Origin of the sequence: Mucilaginibacter gilvus (assembly GCF_004054195.1) — a bacterium.
GTDB classification, from domain to species: Bacteria; Bacteroidota; Bacteroidia; order Sphingobacteriales; family Sphingobacteriaceae; genus Mucilaginibacter; species Mucilaginibacter gilvus.
On the sequence record NZ_SBIW01000012.1, the window covers coordinates 263,744 to 284,789 of the forward strand.

Annotated in this window: 12 protein-coding genes; 2 read left to right on the forward strand and 10 right to left on the reverse strand. The window is 43.7% G+C overall.

Annotated elements, in window-relative coordinates; translation table 11 throughout:
* Positions 1-10: 10 nt before the first annotated feature.
* The 10 genes from EPL05_RS20960 to EPL05_RS21005 form a co-directional block, all read right to left on the reverse strand.
* Entirely contained in the window at positions 11-1,105 is a 1,095-nt protein-coding gene (locus EPL05_RS20960; RefSeq protein ID WP_128535949.1) for an efflux RND transporter periplasmic adaptor subunit, read from the reverse strand.
* A gap of 38 nt (positions 1,106-1,143) precedes the next feature.
* Positions 1,144-2,415 (reverse strand): TolC family protein, encoded by a 1,272-nt coding sequence (locus EPL05_RS20965; RefSeq protein WP_128535950.1) that lies wholly within the window; start codon positions 2,413-2,415, stop codon positions 1,144-1,146.
* 97 nt (positions 2,416-2,512) lie between these two features.
* Positions 2,513-3,871 carry a sensor histidine kinase gene (locus EPL05_RS20970; protein WP_128535951.1) on the reverse strand — a complete coding sequence of 453 codons (1,359 nt, stop codon included), beginning with the start codon at positions 3,869-3,871 and terminating at the stop codon, positions 2,513-2,515.
* Between the two features lie 8 nt (positions 3,872-3,879).
* Positions 3,880-4,557 (reverse strand): response regulator transcription factor, encoded by a 678-nt coding sequence (locus tag EPL05_RS20975; RefSeq protein ID WP_128535952.1) that lies wholly within the window; start codon positions 4,555-4,557, stop codon positions 3,880-3,882.
* A 359-nt stretch (positions 4,558-4,916) separates the two neighbouring features.
* Complete coding sequence (locus EPL05_RS20980; RefSeq protein ID WP_243837342.1) at positions 4,917-7,976, reverse strand: efflux RND transporter permease subunit; 3,060 nt, start codon at positions 7,974-7,976, stop codon at positions 4,917-4,919.
* Positions 7,973-8,908 carry an efflux RND transporter periplasmic adaptor subunit gene (locus tag EPL05_RS20985; RefSeq protein ID WP_208394801.1) on the reverse strand — a complete coding sequence of 312 codons (936 nt, stop codon included), beginning with the start codon at positions 8,906-8,908 and terminating at the stop codon, positions 7,973-7,975. The genes EPL05_RS20980 and EPL05_RS20985 overlap by 4 nt, the downstream gene beginning before the upstream one ends.
* Complete coding sequence (locus EPL05_RS20990) at positions 8,908-10,143, reverse strand: TolC family protein (RefSeq protein ID WP_128535953.1); 1,236 nt, start codon at positions 10,141-10,143, stop codon at positions 8,908-8,910. The genes EPL05_RS20985 and EPL05_RS20990 overlap by 1 nt, the downstream gene beginning before the upstream one ends.
* 190 nt (positions 10,144-10,333) lie before the next feature.
* Positions 10,334-10,774: a PepSY-like domain-containing protein gene (locus tag EPL05_RS20995; protein WP_128535954.1), complete on the reverse strand. Its 441-nt coding sequence runs from the start codon at positions 10,772-10,774 to the stop codon at positions 10,334-10,336.
* A 73-nt stretch (positions 10,775-10,847) separates the two neighbouring features.
* Positions 10,848-12,095, reverse strand: coding sequence for a sensor histidine kinase (locus EPL05_RS21000; protein ID WP_128535955.1), 1,248 nt, complete (start codon positions 12,093-12,095; stop codon positions 10,848-10,850).
* Entirely contained in the window at positions 12,092-12,769 is a 678-nt protein-coding gene (locus tag EPL05_RS21005) for a response regulator transcription factor (protein ID WP_128535956.1), read from the reverse strand. The genes EPL05_RS21000 and EPL05_RS21005 overlap by 4 nt, the downstream gene beginning before the upstream one ends.
* A gap of 303 nt (positions 12,770-13,072) precedes the next feature.
* Between EPL05_RS21005 and EPL05_RS21010 the strand changes: the two genes are divergently transcribed.
* Both EPL05_RS21010 and EPL05_RS21015 read left to right on the forward strand, forming a co-directional pair.
* Entirely contained in the window at positions 13,073-17,242 is a 4,170-nt protein-coding gene (locus EPL05_RS21010) for a two-component regulator propeller domain-containing protein (RefSeq protein WP_128535957.1), read from the forward strand.
* A 592-nt stretch (positions 17,243-17,834) separates the two neighbouring features.
* Entirely contained in the window at positions 17,835-21,023 is a 3,189-nt protein-coding gene (locus EPL05_RS21015; protein WP_128535958.1) for a SusC/RagA family TonB-linked outer membrane protein, read from the forward strand.
* Positions 21,024-21,046: the final 23 nt, after the last annotated feature.

Consider the following 21,046-nt stretch of genomic DNA (forward strand, 5'->3'; position numbering starts at 1 on the left):
TTTGAGTGGCTTATTCCTCGGTTAAAGCATCGTAAAGTAATAGCTGGCCTTTAGAGATCACCTTATCGCCCGGCTTTAATCCGGAGGAGATGTAGGTAATGTTATCAACCGTTTTTATTACGCTCACCTCGTGTACCTGTAAATTGCATTTGTCGTGATACACCACCACAAAGTTTTTGCTGCTGTCAAATATCACAGCCGATGCAGGGATGGCTACCGAGCTGGTTGCTTCTTTATTGGTGATGAGTACATTGGTGAACATCTCGGGTTTCAGCAGCATATCCTTGTTTTGTAAAGCGATACGAACTTTCATTACCTTGTTATCCGGGTCCAATACCGAGCTTACTTCATCTACTTTTCCGGTGAAAACTTTATCGGGGTAAGCCAGCGTAGTGATCTTCGCATCATATCCTTTTTTAACCTTAGCAATGTCCGACTCGAACACGTTTGCCCAGATCCACACATCTTTCATATTAGAGATGGTGAACAAGCTGCTGCTGTTATCCGGGCGGATGAAGTTACCCGCGGTTATATTCTTCTCTACGATGTAGCCATCGCCGGGTGCTTTGATCACCAACGAGCCACTGGCACTGGTATTGCCGCCGCCGTTAATTGCGATCTGCTGTTTTACTTTACTGTTAGATGCTACAGCTTTGTTATAATTCTCTTTTGCCTCGGTGTAATCGCGTTCGCTGGAGATACCGTTTTTGTACAGGTATTCGGCTTGCTCTAACTGACGTTTGCTGATGGCAAGGTCGGCTTTGGTAGAGGTAAGGTCGGTATAGTTACCGGCCACATCGGCGCTGCGCAGTACCGCAAGGGTTTGACCTCTGCTTACCTTATCGCCCAGGGACACCTTTACTTCCATTACCTGCCCGCTGGTGAACGGGAACACTTTTACCACTTTGTTATCATCAAAAGATACCTCGCCCGATAGGGAAAGTTCATCCTTCATTTGCGTGGTTTTGGCGGTATCAACGGTTATTATTTTGGCCATGGAATCGCTTACGCAAACCTGTTTGCTTTCCATAGTACCGGTTTTGTTTTCCTGGCAGGATGCAAGGGCCAATAACCCGGCTGCCATATATAGGAGTTCTTTTTTCATGTTGTTTTTTATGCTGATGTGTTGCTGTTTTCGGTTGATTAAAGTGGCGTTACTACCGTGGTGCCTACCGCGAAATTGAGGTCGGCAATGGCTTTTTGCAGGTTAAGTTGCTGTTGTAAGATCTTCAGTTTGGTTTCGCGGTACGAGTCGAAGAAATCGATAAATTCCTGCAGGCCCACTTGTTTCTGCTGGAAGCTTTTTTGCATACTGTTATACAACTGATCGTACTTGTTGTAAAAATCCGTTTCGTTGGTGCTGAGTAATTGCTGGCTCAATTTGTACTGGTTAACTGCCGAGTACACATCGTTCTTTAACTGCAGTTCGTTGCCCTGCACGGTATATTCCTGGCTTTGTGCCGTTAGTTTGGCGTTTTTGATGTTACCCTGGTTGCGGTTAAACAGGGGGAGGGGCAGGCTGATCTCTAACCCAATATAGTTGTTGGCGTAGCTGCTATGCTGATCGTATGTGCTTCCTATGGTGATATCGGGCACGGCCAGTGCCTTTTGTAGTGCAAGGTTGTGTACGTTTTGGTCGTACAGGTATTTATTGGCCAAATAATCGCCGCGAAGTGTTTTTGCCTGTTCGGCAAGGGTTGCGGCGTTCAGCGTGGTATCGGTATTGTTAAAGGTGATCTGCGGCGATATGAATTGCGTTTCGTTGGCGGTGAGCAGTGTTTTTAGCTCGCTTTGCAAATCGTTTATCTGGCGGTCTATTTCTACCAGGTCGTTCTGCAGGCCAAAGTTCAACGCTTTCAAACGGATCACATCTTTCAGCGAATTGTTGCCCGCCTGGTATGATTTTTCAATAGCGTTCACCATATTGGTAGCTGATGCTATCTCGGTTTGGTAAACCTTGCGCTGGTCCAGGAGGTTGGCCACCTGCGAAAAATCTAAGAGTAAGTTATAGTGCAGGTTGCGCAGCAGATCGTTAAACTGCGCCTGCTGAATTTGTACACCATCCTGCGCTATCTGGATCTGCTTGCCGCGTTTGCCCGCGGTTTTTATCAGCTGGCTCAGCTGTACAAATACCTGCCCTTTACCCGAACTATGGTCGAAATACTTTTTGTTGGCATCGGTAATGTTTTGGTCGGTGCTTAAAACGGGGTTGTCCCAAAGCTTGGCCTGTTTTACCAATGCCTGGGCGGCATCAACATTATACTTTTGGGCAAGCAGGTTCAGGTTTTTATCTAAAAAGGCTTTTTCGGCATCTTTAAAAGTAATTTTAAGCGTGTCTGTTTGTGCGTGTGCGCCCCGGGCAACTGTAATTAGCAGTGCTAAAATGAAGACGGTTCGGATGTACCTGGTTATCATGAGCTCAATAGAATTTGATGATACAAACCTATTTCACTCAAATTAGAGGCGCATTAAAACCAAATTAGATTAGCATTAGAATTTAAAACGGCTCTTGCTATTTTAAAAACGTTACCGTGAAGGTGCTGCCCTCGCCGGGTTGCGAGGCTACGTAGATTCTGCCCTTAAACAATTCGACGATCTTGCTGGTGATATACAGGCCGATACCGCTGCCGGATACCGATTTATCCGTATTCACCCTGAAGAAGGGCTGATATATTTTTTCGATGTCGGCTTTGCTGATGCCTTGCCCTTTATCTGTCACAGCTATGGCGATACTTGTGGCGTCAGCCTTAAAATTTAATACAACCGGGTTAGAGCCCGAATATTTAAAGGCGTTGTCAATAATGTTATTCAACGCGATATACAGCATGGATTTATGTGCCGGGATGGTGAGCAGCTCTTCATCCTCGGGCAGATTGGCTAATTGAATTTTAAGTAAGCCCGGCCCTTTTTTATTGGTCCAATACTCATCAAGCTCCCATATCAGTTCGTCAACCCTAACCGGGGTGAGGGCGGCGCGGGTGTAGTTAAGGTCTACCTGTGCAAGTTCCATCAGGCTGGTAATAGTTTCCTGCAGGCGGCCGCCGTCATTGGCTATGGAATGCAGCACCCGCTCGTACTCGGCCATGTTGCGTTTTTTGTTGAGGGCTACATCCACCTCTCCCATAATGCTGGTAAGGGGTGTGCGCAATTCGTGCGAGGCATTTGCCACAAAGGTTTGCTGCAGTTCAAAGGCGTTTTGTAAATGCTCCAGCAAGCGGTTAAAGTTGTTCACCAACTGGGCTATCTCATCTTTGGTGTTCACCTCATCCACCCGTAAATGCAGGTTGCTGGCTTGTATATTGCTTATTTGCGAGATGATCTTATCCACGGGCGACAATGCCTTTTGCGCAAAAACCCGCCCCGCGAAAAACAAACCTGTACCAAATATAACGAAAAGCACGCCTGTTATTTTAGCCAGCACCACCGTGCGGCGCGACAGGTTGGTATCTACTGCCGAAGCCAGTATTACATAATTGCCCTGGTTATCGTGATAGTATTTGCCAACTACTTTTCGCGTGCCTTCTTCGTACTCGAGGACGCCTTCTTTTCGTACCTGTTCTATGATCTCTTTTGTCCAGTAAACATGGTTTTTCATGTTAAAGGCAGAGAGGTTGTAATCATCGTATATGCGGATCACCTCATCGGGCAGCTTCTCTAAATATTTTTGCTGCACCTGCATCAGCGAATCTGTTGCCAGTTCATCGGCCTTTAGATAAAATTGCGAGGCCAGTTTGGTACGCTCCTGCAAGCGGTTATAAAAATCGGCGTTAAAAAAAGAGAAGACCGCGATGTAAACTGCCACCAAAACCAGCAGCAGCGCCCCCGAACTAATGAGCGTAAAATAAAGGGAGAGGCGGGTTTTTATCTTCATGGCCGGTATTAGTCCTTTAAAATATAGCCCATACCAATAACTGTATGGATCAGTTTTTTATCGAAGCCTTTTTGAATTTTATTGCGGAGGTAGTTTACATACACATCCACCATATTAGTGCCGGTATCAAAATTAATACCCCATACTTTTTCCATAATAAACTCACGAGAGAGGAGTTTTGCCGGGTGCTGGATAAACAGTTCCAGCAGGCTGTATTCTTTAGCGGTGAGGATGATCTGCTGACCCTCGCGTTCGGCGGTTTTATCCCAGGTGTTCAGTTTTAACCCGCCAAAACTCAGAATGTGATTTTCTTCCTCGGCCACTTTTTTGCGGCGCAGCAGGGCTTCTATGCGGGCAAGCAGCTCGTTAAAGTGGAAGGGTTTTACCAGGTAATCATCGGCACCCGATTTTAGGCCGTTAACACGATCGTCAATAGTGCCTAAAGCGCTCAGCATCAAAATGGGCAGCAGGGGCTGGTTCTTTCTCACCTCTTTACAAAAGTCTATACCGCTCATGCCAGGGAGCATCACATCCAATATAACGAGGTTGTAATTTTTTTGCTGCAGCATTTGCAGAGCATTCTCGGCATTGGGGGTAACGTCAACGCCGTACTTATGCTCATTGAGCCCCTTTTTTATAAATGATGAAACCTTTTCGTTATCCTCAACAAGGCAAATGGAATCCATAGATCAAATACTGCCCTTTCAAATAAGGCGAGCGGTAAAGTTAGCCTATTGGCTTTACAATATCCAATAGCAATAATAAGGTAAGTTTGAAACGCATATCCGTGGTTTTCCCTAAACGGTGATATCCTTATGGATGAACACTTACCAAAGAGTAATTTTTATGCCATAGCCTATTCAATTACCGGGCTTTCTTGTGTGTGCAAGGGTTAACATAACTTAACATATTTCAGTAATTATATTTTTAAGTTATTGTTAATCAGTGCGTTGTAATTTAACAGGGTTAACATAAAAAGCGCTTTTTTTACCGCTATTTTTTGTAGATTAAATTCTCTCAACTACGCAGACCAAGCCCGCTCCTGCTATTTTACTACCGGCTTATTAAAATTATGGTTACGGTAAAATACGCGGATCATACTTGGTAAAACGATCAGCAACAAAGGCAGCGCTGCTAAAAAGCCGCCTATAACAGCAATGGCCAATGGCTGGTGCAACTGCGCGCCCGCGCCAATGCCTAAGGCCAATGGGGCAAGGGCGATAATGGCACCCAGCGCGGTCATTAATTTGGGGCGAAGGCGGGTAGATATAGAATAAACTATCGCATCGTCTACCGAACTGGTTTTCGCACTCTCGCGGAATTGCCAGAATGTGAAAATGGCGTTCTCGCCTATAATGCCTACGATCATAATAAGCCCGGTATAGCTGCCTACATTGAGCGGCGTTTTGGTTAAAAACAGGGCAAGCATACTGCCGCCAATGCCCAGCACCGCTACAATCAATATGAGCAAGGCTATCCTGAACTGTTTGAACAGGAACAAGATCACTCCAAAAACCAGCAGACTCGATGTAATTAATATCATCAGCAACTCTTTAAACGATTGTTGCTGCTCTGCGTAAGCACCGCCATATTCCACGTGGTAGCCGGGCGGTAAATTTATCTTATCGGCAATGCCTTTTTGGATGGCGGGGATAACCGTACCCAGGTCGCTGTTCTCTAAACGGGCGCTGATAACGCCCATGGCCTGCAGATTTTCGCGTTCTACCTCGGCATCGCCGGGGTGCAGTTCTACTTTAGCGAGCGAGGTGATGGGGATCAACCTGCCATCCGCTAAAAACACATTCAGATCTTTTATGCCGGTAACATTCTGCGTGCGACTGCCCGGGTACACCATACGGATAGGTGATTGCTGCTCGCGCTCGAAAAGGTTACCTATCACGTTCCCCTCCAGGGCCGATTGCACCTGCGTTTGCAGCGCGGCGGGGGTAAGGTTGTATTGCGCCAGTTTTGCATAATCGGGCACGATGTTTACCGATGGGCCGGCTATCACAATACCATCAAACACATCGGCGGTGCCTTGTACGCTGGTGGTGATATCAGCAATTTGCCGGGCAAGTGTTTGCAGTTTGGCTTGGTCGTCGCCAAATACTTTTATCTCGATGGGTTGCGTAGAGGTCATGAGGTCGCCCAGCATATCGCCAATTACCTGTCCAAAATCTACCCGCAAAGCGGGCTGCGAAGCTTCAATCTGTACGCGCAGATCGGTAATTACTTCTTCGGAAGTTTTGTCGTGCCCCTTTTTTAACTGGATAAGATAATCGCCGGTGTTGGGCTCGGTAATAAAGAACCCCATTTGCGTGCCCGTACGGCGCGAGTAGGCGGCAACATCCGGTTCTTTTATAATGAGTTTTTCTATCTCGCGCAGCATCCGGTCGGTTTCTTCCAAGGAGGTGCCGGGAGGGGAGGTGTAATCAAGCACAATACTCCCTTCATCCATATCCGGTAAAAAGCCGGTTTCCAATTTGCCGGGGATAAATATAATAACCGCTACCAACCCCAATATCATCAAAATACTAATGAAGGGATTGAGGATAAAAAACGATACCCAGCGCTGTCTTTTTACCTCGTGTACTTCTTCCTTAGCTTGCTTGCTGTTGGCAGGTTTTTCTCTGGTGAGCAGCAGGTATATCACCGGCAAGCCTATCCATGTTACAAAAAACGAGCAGGCGAGGGTGATGATCATTGTATTTGTCATTACCTTAAAATAGGCACCAGCCACCCCCGTCATCATCAGGAAAGGGATAAATATAACGATAGTACTAATGGATGAGCCCACCATAGCCGGAAACAGATAATCGATGGCTTTTTGAAGCAGGGTGAGTGTAGGTTCTTCGGGGTGCTCCTCATGTGTGCGGTGAATTTGCTCCACCACCACAATGGCATCATCAATAATTAGCCCTATGGCCGCCGCAATGGCACCAAGCGTCATGATGTTAAGCGTATAGCCAAAGGCATACAGAATAATAAGCGTAAGGCATAGTGTTACCGGGATGGTGATCAATATAGTAGCGCTTGCCTTTAACGACCGCAAAAATATAATAGCCACAATGATGGCCAGCGCTAAACCTATCCACAAGCTATCGCTAACACTCTTTACAGATTCGTTTACAAAATCGGCCTGTACGTAATAGGGTTTTAGGGTAACGCCTTTGGGCAGTACCTTTTGCAGATCGGCAACCTTGGCCGTCATGGCGGCAGATAGATCGACGAGGTTAGAGTTGGGCTGTTTAATAACCGCTATCAGTACGCCTTCGTGCCCGTTGGCGTTTATTTTTGTAAACTCCACACCGGGGTTTATCTGGATCTCGGCAATATCTTTCAGTTGGATAACCCTTTTGCGGTTGTTGCTTACTACCAGGTTTTGCAATTGTTCGCTGGTGTTTACGCTGGCATCGGTAACGGTAAGGTACAGCATTTTATAATCTGCCAGGTACCCGTTAGATTTGATGAACGCCGTTTGCGTAAGCGTATTGCTGATCATATCGGGTGTAAGGCCCAGCGCGCTCATTTTCTGGCGATCGAGCACCAGCCAGTATTCTTTGGTTTTGCCGCCGATAACCCGGATCTCGGATACACCATCTACCTGCGAAAGGAATGGCTTTACCGTGTAAGTGGCCAGTTGCTTTAGCTCGATGGGAGAGAGGTTGTGGCTCTCCAAAGTATAACCGCTTACCGGGAGGATGGAAGGGTTCATCTTTTCAACAGATATATCTACGTCGGGCGGCAATAGGTTTTTGATCTGTGCTATGCGCGATTCGATGCGTTGCTGGCTCAAATCTATATCGGCATCCCAGTTCATGTAGGCAGAGATCTCGCAGCTGCCGCGACTGGTGATGCTGCGCACGTAATGCAGATCGGGTACTTGTTTAATGGCGTTCTCCAGCGGTTTGGTAACCGTAACCATCATTTTGTTTACAGGCTGTAGCCCCGCATCGGCAATGATCTTTATTTTGGGGAACGTGATCTCGGGGAAAAGCGAGGTTTGTAACCGCGAGTAGGAAAATATTCCGCCCAGCAGCACAATAAAAAGCATTAGGCTGATAGGCTTTTTATGGGTGATGAAAAAGTTTTCCAGCTTGTTCATGGTTTCACAATTTTAACCTTTGCGGTATCGGCTAAACCATAATTGCCGCTTACGGCTATCCTATCATTAGTATTGAATTTCGGCGAAACGATCTCTACCTTACCGCCAGATTCGATGCCTTTTTTTACCGGTATTTTTATGGCCGTAGTATCGTTTATCAATTTCATTACCCAAAATTCGTCCTGGGTCTCGTTAGATAACACGGCAGACTTTGGCAGAGACGGCGCACTGCTTTTTGCCGTTTTGATGATAAGCGCCTTAGCAACTAAATTTTCGGGGATGGGGTGGCTATTGTTTACTTTTATTACAATGCCCTGCGTTTGCGAAACCGTATCTACAGATGGCATGGTAGACACTACACGCCCGTTCAACTTTTCGCCATCGGGGAGGGTGAGCACCAGATTTTGGTTGTTCTGCATTACCTTTTTCAGTTCGTAAGGCAGCTGTAAAACAAACGCGAAACTTTCACGGTCGCTTATAGTGGCCAGTTGTTCACCGTCCTGCACATAATCACCTACCTGGTGGATCAGATCGGTTACGTAGCCACTACGCGAAGCACGGATATTGTTGATGCCCGAGAATTTAAAGGTGGTATCCAGCACATTGATGGTGTTACCTATGCTTTGTGCTTCCTTGGTTTTAATGGTAAACATCAGCTGCCCTTTCTCTACATAATGCCCCGGCTGTATGTTCACTTTTTTAATATAACCGATGGCGTTGGCCTTTACATAGTTTTTTTGCAGAAAAGATGAAGTGGCATTCAGTTCGATAGAATCGGCTAATGCGCTGTTATCAATATTGGTAATGGTAACGGGAGTTTGCGGGTTAGCAACTTCTTCCTCAGCTGCTTTGTTGCCCCCGCAGCTGAAAACCGCGGCAATTACCATGCAGGCCAGTAAAACAGTAAAGGGTTTTATATATTGCTTCATCATTATCTGCTCCAGTAATTAAGTTGATTTATCAATTGCAGCCTGCTTATTACATTTTGGGCAAGCTGGTTTTTTATGCTGAGGTAGCTGTTTATGGCCAGAATCAGGTCGGCAATTTTCAGGTCGCCGGTTTGCATCAATTGGGTATTTACCTTTATCAGGCTTTCGGAGTATTTAAATTGCTCGTTTATCTCGGTTATCAGCTTATCGTATTCCTTTATCTGCTGGTTTAGCTGGCTGATTTGCTGTTTATACTGGTTAAAGTAAAAAGCCTTGTATACCTGCTGTGTTTCTTGTTCTAAGGAGAGTTTTTTGTAGGCAAGTTGTTTTTGCCCACCATCATAAATTGGCATCGTAAGGCTAAAACCCACGCTGGCACCAAAGTTTTTGTAATACTGGCTGGTAAGGTCGGAATTGTAGCCCCCGTCTGCAAAGGCGCTTAATTTGGGGCGATAACTATAGTCGATGAGTTTACGGCTGTTAGCCAGTCGCAGGCTATCCAGTTGGTATTGCTTAAAAAATATGCTGTTGCTGCGGTCGTAAACTATGGCTCGTTGTAATTCGGGTTTGGCAATCTCGCTGATGGTGGTATCGGCAATGCCGCTTAAGTAGTTCAGCGTGGCGTAATCGGTTTTATATTGCAGTTTGGTTTGCGAGAGCTGCAACTGCGCGCCTTTCAACGTAACCAAAAACGTAAGGTAATCGCTTTGGCGATATACGTTGCTGCGGGTGAGTTTCTTTAGTAGTTCTTCTTCTTTGCTTAGCAGGGTAACCACTTCCTGGTTAAATTGCTGCTGCTGCAGGCTGCCGTAGGCGGTAATATATTGCCCAATAATGGTGCGGCGCAAGTCCTGCTCAGATAATTTTACGCTGTTGCGCAAGGAATCCTGGCTGAGCCCAATGGCCGCGAACTGTGTATTAAGGTAATCTTTGCCGATGAAGGATTTGCTCACGGTAACCTGTCCGTTTAATGAATGCTCGTTGGTAATAGCAGCTGCATAACCGTAACCTTTTATCACCGGGGCGTAAAGCCCGCCGGCGTTTAAGGCCACTTGTGGTTTAAAACCTGCACGGATGCGTACGCTGTCTATCCGGGCGGCCAGCACCTGGTTGTTGAGGTCCTTTATAAGGGGGCTGTTTTTTAACGCATGTTGCAGGTAATCGTCCAGCGTTTTGCTTTGCCCGTAGCAGGTAGATGTAGTTAGGATAAGCGCAAAAAGGTATATGATGTACTTCATTCGGTATCAGCTACAGAACCTACTGTAGGCGGTTCTGTTTGTAAAACTCTTATAAAATTCTGGATAAATTTTGTGTAATGCTAAAGGTAACCATTGGGAAATTAAAATGCCGCAGATACTTGGTATCCGCGGCATTTTGTTGCATACCATCTGTTCCCCGACAATGGCCCGTATATTTGCTTAAGCCGAATTAGTCTTTAGCTATTCTGATGAACTTGCCATCTTTATCAAACAGCAGGTCTTTGCCCTTTACTTCGGCTTCGTAATTAATTTCACCGGTTGCTGTTTTGGTGATTTTGGCGGCCTCTTTAATGGCGGCGCCTTTATAATGCTCCTTTACGTACAGGGCAACGGCTGCCGGTAATTCAGTCGCTTTTATCTCTGTTTCCGATTCCTTCTGTGTACCATCTGCTTTAAAAAAGGCCGACATTTCGCTGTTACCCTGTTTAAAACCGGCTTCATAGCCGCCGTTTTCTTTTTCCCACTTAACGGTTTTTACACTTGGGTAAGCCAATGAAAATGATTTTTTTACCGATGCGGGTACCTTGGCAGAGTTGATCTTTTGTGCTGAGGCGGTGAGCCCCATTACCGAGGCTATTGCAATAGCCATTGTAGTTTTAATGATTTTCATTTTAGTGTTTTTTACTAAAGTAATCCCCAAATCTGTAACTAAATTGGAAACAATCTGTAGCAATTTGGGATTGCTAAAAACTTATCGAAAATAGGTGTTTCTCGTTTGCGAAGTTATATTGCAACGCAAAACCATAATTATCGCATATTTTTTTGCAAATGGTTAACCCAAGCCCGGTGCCTTCAGATTCGTTTGACTTGTGAAACCTCTTAAGCACCTGCTCTATATCGAAAGTGTTCTTCCCGGTGTTGCTTATCGTAAGTTGCCGTGGCTGCAGCGTAATGGTAATTTCGCCACCGCTGTAGTTATGCCTGATAGCATTGCTGATCAGGTTATTCAGCAGTACTTCCATCAACAGTCTGCTTGCACTAACCTGCATCTCGCCCAAGGTAGTTTCCAGGGTAATGTTTTTACTGTGAATGATCTCTTCCTGCTGGTAAAGGCATTCTTCCAATATCGCCTTTACATCAACTTGTTCATCGCCACCAATAAGCCCGTTCTCTATTTTAGCCAATAACAGCATAGATTTGTTGAGCCTTGTTAAACGGGCAACGGTACCATATATATCATTAAGTAGTTTGCTTTGCCTGTCGGTAAATTCATCTGTTTGCAGCAGGGTATCCAGTTTGGAGTTGATAACCGATATAGGGGTCAACAGTTCATGCGAGGCATTTTCGGTAAAGGCTTTTAAATTTTGATAATCGGTTTTTACCCTGCCGGCCATGGTTATTACCGCTTGGTCCAGTTCTTTAAATTCATCAATGCCTGATGGAGTACTGTTAACGATTGCTTTATCAGCAAGGCTAAAATCTTTTAACTGTGCCAATACCTTATAAAATGGCTGCCAAATGCTTTTTAATATTACGCGGTTAAGCACCGTTAGCAGTACAAGCAATACAAATATTACGCAGATGGTTATCTGGAAGATGATCTTGATGAGGTACTCTGTTTCTACCTTTGATTGTGCTACCAGGATCCGGTAGCTTTGCCCGCCTACCTTTACCGAACTGATGAGCGCACGACCGGCCTCCATGTCGTCCTCATCTACCTCTTTATAAACGGTATCTAAAAATCTCCGTTTAATAACGTGTTTGCCAAGCGGCAAAAAAGTGATCTGCTGATGGTTCGATTCATATACATCGGGGAGTTTATGGTTTAGGCTTACATAGTTAAACACTTCATTTTCTTCCAGCACCAGGTCCTTATCAATCCGCTTGGTTAAAATATGGCTGATGGCATAATAGTATATGATACCGGTAACCAGCATAATGCCAATGGTGGCGGCAATATTAATGCGATTATACTTGTTAAGCAGTTTCATGCCTCGGTAAATTTATACCCCATGCCGTAAGCGGCCTGTATATAATCGTGTGCGCCGGCTTCTACCAGTTTTTTGCGGATGTTTTTAATGTGCGAGTAAATGAAGTCGAAGTTGTCGGCGATATCGATACTGTCGCCCCAAAGGTGTTCGGCAATGGCATTTTTAGATACCACTTTCCCTTTGTTCGCAATAAAATATAACAACAGTGAGTACTCTTTGCGGGTAAATTTTACAAAATTACCATTCACGGCTACCGTTTTCGCATCCAGGTCGATGCTCAGTTCATTAAATTTAAGCAGACTGTTACCGTTAAAAGATCTACGCCGCACAATGGCCGTAACACGCGATTTTAGCTCCGATAAATGGAAAGGTTTGGTAAGGTAGTCGTCGGCTCCGAGGTCTAAGCCCGTCAGCCTGTCGTCGAGGGAGTTTTTAGCGGATACGATAAGCACACCATCGTTATGCTGGTTGTTTTTTAGGTGTTTGATAATATCCAGCCCGTTACCATGCGGCAGGGTGAGGTCGAGGATGATGCAATCGTACCGGTACACACTTACTTTTGCAAGTGCCGAGGTGAAATCTCCCGCGGTTTCGCATACGCTGTCGCCCCCTGTAAAATAGGCCTCAATACTTTCCCGCAGCCCGGTTTCGTCTTCAATGATCAATATCTTCACCGTATAAAGTTAATAGTAAAAATTGTAGAAAACCTGTACAGTTGGTGTTGCCCTGTGCATTATTTAAGTAATTAATTTATAGCTGTGTTGAAAAACGCTTTAAAAAGTTTGTTTCAATACATAAGCGAAATTTTATTTGTAATAAATTGATTTATAAGTGGTTGGTTATTTTTAATCGACAGGATTTAACCGGCCGATATTTTTTATGAAATATCTTTTTACTATTTAGTGTGGTTGTGACAATTATTCTCTAATTTTATTTCGGTAATATTCCCCCGAATTGCCGATGCCAATTATACTATTATGAGACTTAAACTTTACGTATCCTGTGTATTGTGTATGCTGTGGCAACAGCAACTTTTTGCTCAGAAAGATGCCTATGAGTTTTCGCGTCTCGATATCACCAACGGGCTTTCAGACAACCAGGTTAACTGCATTTTTAAGGACGAAAAAGGCTTTGTATGGTTTGGCACCACATCGGGTCTTAACCGATACGACGGCTCCAAATTCAAAATATTTAAGCGCGATAATAAAAACACCAATTCGCTGGCCGAGAACCACGTGGTACGCATAGAGCAGGGCCCCGATAATAAATTATGGATTTTTACACATAGTAACCTAAGTATTTACAACCCCGAAACCGAAAAGATCTCCAACAATATTACCGCCGAAGCTTCCCTTTATAACATTTTTACCAGTTACATAACGCATGTGCGTAAAGATGCGGCAGGCAGATTTTGGTTTATTACCGATAATGCCGGGCTGTATTGCTATAACCCTGCCAACCGCAGCACATTTTTTTACAGCACCTTGCCCAGTTCCAAAGCCAGGCTTCACTCTAGCAATGTAATGGATGTGGTAATTACGCCGCAAAACAATGTTTGGCTGCTTTACAGCGATGCCTTTATGGAGGAATTAAATACGGGCACTAATAAAATTACCCGCCGTTACGATGGCTTTGCCAAAGCCAATAGCCTAAGGCCATCAAACTATACCCTGCTGCTTGACAATAAGAGTAACATCTGGATAAGTTCGGATGGTGCACCTATAGGCGCTTTTAGCTACAATACAATAACTAATTCCCTTACGCATTATAGTAAAGATACTCCACAGGCAAGGTTAAACTCCAACGTAATAAATAGTATTGTGCAGGCCGATGATAATAAAATATGGCTTGGCAGCGATCATGGCGGCGCTAACATTATCGACCCGAAAACCAACAAGGTGAGCTTTATTATGAGCAAACCCGATGACGCAAAATCGCTTAGCGGCAACAGCCTTAACCTTTATAAGGATAATTCGGGTATTATTTGGGCCGGCACTTTTAAACAGGGTGTAAACTATTACCATAGCGGTATAATGCAATTCCCGTTATTTAAACACTTTAGTAGCGACCCCAAAAGCCTGCCTTCCGGAGATGTGAATACATTTGCCGAAGACGATAAAAACAATTTATGGATAGGCACCAATAACAACGGGCTTATTTATTTCAACCGTGCTAATAATACATTTACCCAATTTAAGCACAACCCGGCAGATGCAAACAGTATAGCTAATGATATCATCATCAAGCTATATATAGACAAGCAGCATAAACTGTGGATAGGTACCTACTTTGGCGGGTTGGATTGTTACGATGGTAAAAGATTTACCCATTACCGCCACAATCCTAACGATCCCGGCAGTATAGGCGACGACCGTATTTATACCATTATGGAAGACCATAAAGGCGAAATGTGGGTGGGTACCTTCGCCGGCGGGTATAACGTTTTCGATCCTAAAACCAATTCATTTAAGCATCCCAAATATTCCATGAACTCGGAATATACAGCTATTATTTACGAGGATAAAGACAAAAATAAATGGATAGGGCGCGATAAAGGCGTTGATGTTATTGATTACAAAACCAATAAGGTAAGGCATTACCTGTCCCAACCTAAAAACCTGAATAGTCTGGTTGGTAATGATGTAAACGCCATTACACAAGATAAGCGCGGGTTGATATGGATAGGTACCAAAGATGGGTTGAGTATTTTAGATACCAAAACCAATAATTTCTTAAACATTGAGGAAGGTATAAACCTGCCGGCCAACAATGTATCGAACATTATAGAGGATAAAGAAGGTAAAATGTGGGTAAGCACCACAAACGGACTGGCAAAAATACAGCTTAGCCGGGTGGATGGTAAATATAAGTTCCGCATTAATAACTACAACGAGTTGGATGGGTTGCAAGGCAGGGCGTTCAATTTATATTCGGCATTGAGGCTAAAAAGCGGTGAACTTGTTTTTGGAGGTATAAACGGCTTTAATATCTTCGATCCGGCGATAGTAAATACCTTTAAACCTAAGCCTAACCTTATTTTTACCGATCTGCACTTTTTTAACAAAAGCGTAACCGTTGGCGATACTGTAAACGGAAGTGTAGTGTTAACAAAAGCCCTTTCGGAAACCAAAGAACTTACCCTGGCGCATAATCAAAACGTTTTTGATATTGAATTTGCGGCCTGCGATTATTTTAACCCCGATAAAATAAAATTTGAGTACAAGCTGGAAGGCTTTGATAAAGGCTGGATAACTGTTGCCGGCAATAACCGCAAAGCTACCTACACCAACCTGGATGGCGGCGACTACGTGTTTAAAGTACGTACGCAAAATGCAAGCCTGGATGATACTATCTCGCTTAATATTACGGTAAAGCCGCCATTTTTAAAATCGCCCGTAGCTTATGTAAGCTACATTGTTATACTGGTTGGCGGGCTGCTGTATATCCGCCACCGCGGCATACTTAAGTTGAAGCGGGAGTTTGATACCAGGCAGGCCAAAATGGAAGCCGAGCGTAAAATAGCGCAGGAGCGCGAAGAGGCCCGCCGGATGCACCAGCTCGATCTGATGAAGATAAAGTTCTTCACCAACGTAAGTCATGAGTTCCGCACACCGCTTTCGCTGATATTATCGCCTATTGATAACCTCATCAAAACAACCGAACGGCCCGAACAGCAAAACCAGCTGGTCACCATCAAAAGAAACGGCAAACGCCTGCTCAACCTGGTTAACCAACTGCTCGATTTCCGTAAGATGGAGTACAACGAGCTTAAACTGAGCCTGAAGAAAGGGGATATAGTTCAATTTATTAAAGAGGTATCATCCTCATTTAAGGATGTAGCACACCAAAAGCAGATCCAGTTTTTAGTAGAAAGCGATATATGCTCGTATGTGACAGATTTCGACCACGATAAGATAGAACGGATATTGTTCAATCTGCTTTCCAACGCGTTTAAATTCACGCCATCTGGCGGGCATATCAGCGTAATGCTGAGCATGGCGGGCATTAACGAAAGCCCGGGTGCGAAGAATGAATTGGAAATAAAAGTAATAGATACCGGTATAGGCATCCCGAAAGAAAACCAGGACAAGATATTTGAGCGGTTCTTCCAGGATGATATGCCCGAGAGCCTGCTAAACCAGGGGAGCGGTATAGGCTTATCTATTACCCGCGAATTTGTGAAGATGCAGGGCGGCACCATTGAGATAGAAAGTGAACCAGATTACGGCAGTTGTTTTACCATATCCCTGCCGGTTGGTAAGCAATCTGAGTTGAAGGATATAAAAGTTGTTGCCGACAACCAAACGCTGGAAAGTGAACCCACTATATTTAAAAACCCGGAGAATACACCGGGAGCAGGCAAAAAGCCAACCATTTTACTGGTAGAAGATAACGATGACCTGCGTTTTTACCTGAAAGATAACCTGAAGAACAGCTTCCACATTGTGGAAGCCGTTAATGGTAAGGATGGCTGGCAAAAGGCGCTGGCCATGCACCCAAAACTCATCGTAAGCGACATTAGTATGCCGGTGATGAACGGTATCGAGCTTTGCAAAAAAATTAAGGCGGATAGCCGTACTGCCGAGATCCCTGTAATATTGCTTACAGCCTTAGGTACCGAAGAAGAACAGCTTGCAGGCCTTGACAGCGGAGCCAACGATTACATTATTAAACCGTTCAACTTTGAGATACTGCTATCCAAGATCCATAATTCTTTACGGATGCAGACAACCTTCAAAAAAACCTACCAGAAACAAATAGAGGTAAATGCCAAGGGTATTACCGTGGTATCTGAAGATGACAAGTTCCTTAAAAACGCGTTTGAATACATTGAGTTAAATATCACTAATCTTAATTTTTCGGTAGAAGAGCTGGCAAGGCATTTAAACCTCAGCAGGGTATCGCTGTATAAAAAATTGCTCACGCTCACGGGCAAAACCCCGGTAGATTGTATCCGCACCATCCGTTTAAAACGGGCTGTGCAACTGTTAGAGAAGAGTAAGCTGAGTATAGCCAACGTAGCCTATGAGGTTGGTTTTAATAACGCGGCGTACTTTGCCAAGGTGTTCCGCGAGGAGTACGGTATACTGCCTTCAGAGTATATTGCAGAATTAAGGAATAAGGAAAAAGAAGCCGAGCTGGTTTAATATTGGCCCCTCCTCGCTCATTCTTCGTGGTTTAACATTTGTTGCATAGATGTAATAAATAGTGTTATACATTTTTATCAAACCAAGCTAATTTTATAGCACGTTAAGTTTTACATTAGTGTATAGCTGAAACGTATAATAACACTCCTTCATCAATATGTTAGCATTTTTGTGGGGTTAGTTGGTTCAGTATTGGTAAATGGCGCCCTGCCTGAGAACGGGGCGCTTTTTTTATTTAAGGCCGTTTTATATTCGATATAAGCCTGCAGGGCGTATTAAATAGGAATCATATTAACGTTGTTAAGGCACAGCTACAGCATACACCAATTGTTAACCTGCCTTTGCCGGCATTAAGTATCCAATCTCCTGTTTTTCTTAAAAATACGCCCAATTCACTTTTTTTGGTACAAAATGATACTATTTTAACAGTATTTGACTCGTGATATACCCATTAACATTTGTTATATAAACGTTAACATTTGTGGTATCGATTCAATCGATTGTCTAATACTTTTACTTCTGATGATGAATGCCTTCTCCGTAGGCTTATGTTATCAACCACAACCAATTAAACTTTAGAAAAATTAAATGTATGATGAGAAAATTACAAATTAAAAATCTTGTAGTACTACTCTGCACCAGCTTAACGCTGTGCCTGATGAGTATGGCCGGTTATGCCCAAAGCCGGCAAATTACAGGTACTGTAACCGAAACAAATGGTTCCCCTATCCCTGGCGCAAGTGTTGGAGTTAAGGGTACTTCCATAGGTGTGGTAACTGATGTTACCGGCTCTTTTAAATTAGTGGTTCCGGCCACTGGTACGTTATCTGTAACTATTATTGGTTACGCCAGTCAGGAGATGACCCTGGGCAGCGGCTCTGTTTACAACTTCAAGTTAGCATCGAGTACAAGCGCGCTTAACGAAGTTGTTGTAATAGGTTACGGTACCGCAAAACGTAAAGACCTTACCGGATCGGTAAGTTCTGTTAGTGCCGAAACCATTGCTAAGGTACCCGTACCTTCATTGGAGAACGCACTGCAAGGCCGAGCTTCTGGTGTGCAGGTTACCAGTAATGACGGTGCTCCCGGCGGTAACACTACAATACTCATACGTGGTGTTGGAAGTTTGGCCAGTGGTGGTAACAACCCATTATATGTTGTGGACGGATACGCAATAGATGGTGGTATAAATAATATTAACCCCAGCGACATTGCTACTATCGATATATTGAAAGATGCATCTTCTACCGCCATTTACGGTGTAAGGGCTGCTAATGGTGTTGTTATTGTGACTACAAAAAAAGGCAGAAAAGACGGAGGTGTACAGGTTACTGTTGACGCTTACAACGCTTTTCAAACCAAGCCTAAACAATATAAGTTATTAAATGCACAGCAATGGGCTACACTGGCCAACGAAATTGCTGATGCAGATCCTCAGCACAACTTTCAGGAATTCCCTGCCTGGCGCGATCCTGCTTCGCTAACCAATGTAGACTGGCAAGATGCTATTTATCAGAGTGCCAAAACGCAAAATTACAGCTTGGGTATCCGTGGTGGTAACGAGAAAGTTCAGTCGGCTACCTCTGTAGGGTATTACGATCAAAAAGGTATTGTATTAAATTCGTTTTTTAAGCGTGTAACGCTGGGCTCGAATTTAGATTACCAGGCAACTAAATTTTTAAAATCGTCAACAAGCATTAAATACACTTACCAAAACTCAAACAACCCTTATGGTACCGGTGCTTTAGGTAATTTAACGCAATTGATACCAACGCTTGATGGTGGCAACAAACTAACTAATCAAATAAAAGACGGTAACGGTAACTATGGTTTTTATAACCCTTTAAATACTTATACCTCTAAATACAATAACCCGGTTTATTCGATAGAAAATAATCAGTACAAAAATATAGCTAATTTTTTACTGGCTAACACGTCGTTAGAAGCTACAATTATTGATGGTTTAAGAATTAAAACCTTCTTGGGTGTTAATAACAAAAGCTATTCGGGCTATTTTCTTCAGCCGGAAGACACCCGCGCGCAAACGCAATATGGGCCAGGTGCGGTACCGGGCAATGCTAATTACAATCAGCATATTAACAGTACGTTTGATTACACCTGGGAAAATACCATCGCTTATACCAAAACCTTTGGTGTACACAGCATAGATTTTGTGGGTGGCGTTTCTCAACAAGAGATTACTTATAGCTCTATGGGTGGCAGCGGTATCCCTCCAAATAGCTCCATACGCGATTTAGGCCAGGTTACCAACCTGCAGTTAGACAGATATGGTAACGGGGAAAGTATTTATGCATTACAGTCTCAATATGCAAGGTTAACCTACAAATTCACTGACAAATATTTAATTACAGGTACTGTAAGGCGCGATGGTTCGTCCAAATTTGACAAGGGTCATCAATACGGCGTATTCCCATCGGGTGCTGTTGCCTGGAAAGCCAAAGAAGAATCTTTCCTTAAAAATGTAAATTGGTTAACTGATCTGAAATTCAGAGGCAGCTACGGTAAGGTTGGTAATCAGGGTTCTATTCCGGGGTTCCAGTATCTTGCACTTTACGCGTCAGGCTCTGCAGCGGCTACCAGTGGAAACAACGGCTATCCGTTTGATAAAATTTTCCAGCCAGGTATTGTTCAAACTCAGCCAGCCAATCCTTTTTTGAGATGGGAAACTGATTATATGACAGATTTTGGTATGGACGCGTCATTTTTAAATGGTGAATTATCATTAACTGTCGACGTTTTCAAAAGGCGGTCTAAAGACTTCTTGTTAACACTTGCTGCTCCTGCTCAATCTGGTTATACGTTCTTAACCCGTAACGTAGGCAGTATGGAAAATAAAGGTTTAGAGGTTGCTTTGGCATATAATCATACTACCCGTGATTTCCATTACGGATTAAATTTAACCGTATCAGCTATCAGAAACAAATTAACTGAAATTGCTTCAGGTACTAACGCCGTAACAAATTTTGGTGGCTTAGGCTTAACAGGCATAGGTTGGTCTACCTTTACTCAAACCAACATTGGCCAGCCGGTAGGTGAATTTTATGGATATCAATCATTGGGCATTTTCCAAACTCAAGCCCAGATAGATGCTTTAAACGCATCGGCAGCAGCTAAAAACCCATCTAACCCTTTCTATCAAAAAACCGCCACAGCGCCGGGTGATCGTTACTTTGCCGATACAAACGGCGATGGACAAGTAACTCCTTCTGATCAGGTTAGCCTTGGCAGTCCTATGCCTAAGTTCTTTGGTGGTTTAAATATCGATTTATCATATAAGGCATTCGACTTTAATGCATATTTCTACGGAGTTTACGGTAACAAAATTCTTAACTATCAGCAAAGCTCGTTACAAAGCTTCCAAAACCGTGGTTTTGTGGGCGTAGAAAACGTTAGTTTAGAGTACTTCCAAAACCGTTGGACCACATCTAACCCGTCGAACGTGTTTTCAAGGGCAACTTATAATGATGATGCCATTGGCAGCAATTTACCATCAAGTGCATGGATAGAAAATGGTAGTTTCCTTAAATTGAAAAACGTTACACTGGGTTATACATTACCTAAATCGATTACCGAAAAAGCGTTATTATCTAAAGTTAGGGTTTACTTCTCAACGCAAAACCTTTTCACTATAACCAAATACAGTGGTTTAGATCCTGAAATTGGGGTTCAGAACGGAAACGCAACACAGAATGGTGTAGATAACGGTACATATCCCGGTTCGAGGTTTTACACCGTGGGTTTAAATGTAATTTTCAAATAAGAAGATAAAATATTAAAGACATG

What these genes read in the sequence shown, in the direction of transcription:
- EPL05_RS20960 (WP_128535949.1), bottom strand. Translation starts at nt 1,105, where the DNA reads ATGAAAAAAGAACTCCTATATATGGCAGCCGGGTTATTGGCCCTTGCA.
- EPL05_RS20965 (WP_128535950.1), bottom strand. Translation starts at nt 2,415, where the DNA reads ATGATAACCAGGTACATCCGAACCGTCTTCATTTTAGCACTGCTAATT.
- EPL05_RS20970 (WP_128535951.1), bottom strand. Translation starts at nt 3,871, where the DNA reads ATGAAGATAAAAACCCGCCTCTCCCTTTATTTTACGCTCATTAGTTCG.
- EPL05_RS20975 (WP_128535952.1), bottom strand. Translation starts at nt 4,557, where the DNA reads ATGGATTCCATTTGCCTTGTTGAGGATAACGAAAAGGTTTCATCATTT.
- EPL05_RS20980 (WP_243837342.1), bottom strand. Translation starts at nt 7,976, where the DNA reads ATGAACAAGCTGGAAAACTTTTTCATCACCCATAAAAAGCCTATCAGC.
- EPL05_RS20985 (WP_208394801.1), bottom strand. Translation starts at nt 8,908, where the DNA reads ATGATGAAGCAATATATAAAACCCTTTACTGTTTTACTGGCCTGCATG.
- EPL05_RS20990 (WP_128535953.1), bottom strand. Translation starts at nt 10,143, where the DNA reads ATGAAGTACATCATATACCTTTTTGCGCTTATCCTAACTACATCTACC.
- EPL05_RS20995 (WP_128535954.1), bottom strand. Translation starts at nt 10,774, where the DNA reads ATGAAAATCATTAAAACTACAATGGCTATTGCAATAGCCTCGGTAATG.
- EPL05_RS21000 (WP_128535955.1), bottom strand. Translation starts at nt 12,095, where the DNA reads ATGAAACTGCTTAACAAGTATAATCGCATTAATATTGCCGCCACCATT.
- EPL05_RS21010 (WP_128535957.1), top strand. Translation starts at nt 13,073, where the DNA reads ATGAGACTTAAACTTTACGTATCCTGTGTATTGTGTATGCTGTGGCAA.
- EPL05_RS21015 (WP_128535958.1), top strand. Translation starts at nt 17,835, where the DNA reads ATGATGAGAAAATTACAAATTAAAAATCTTGTAGTACTACTCTGCACC.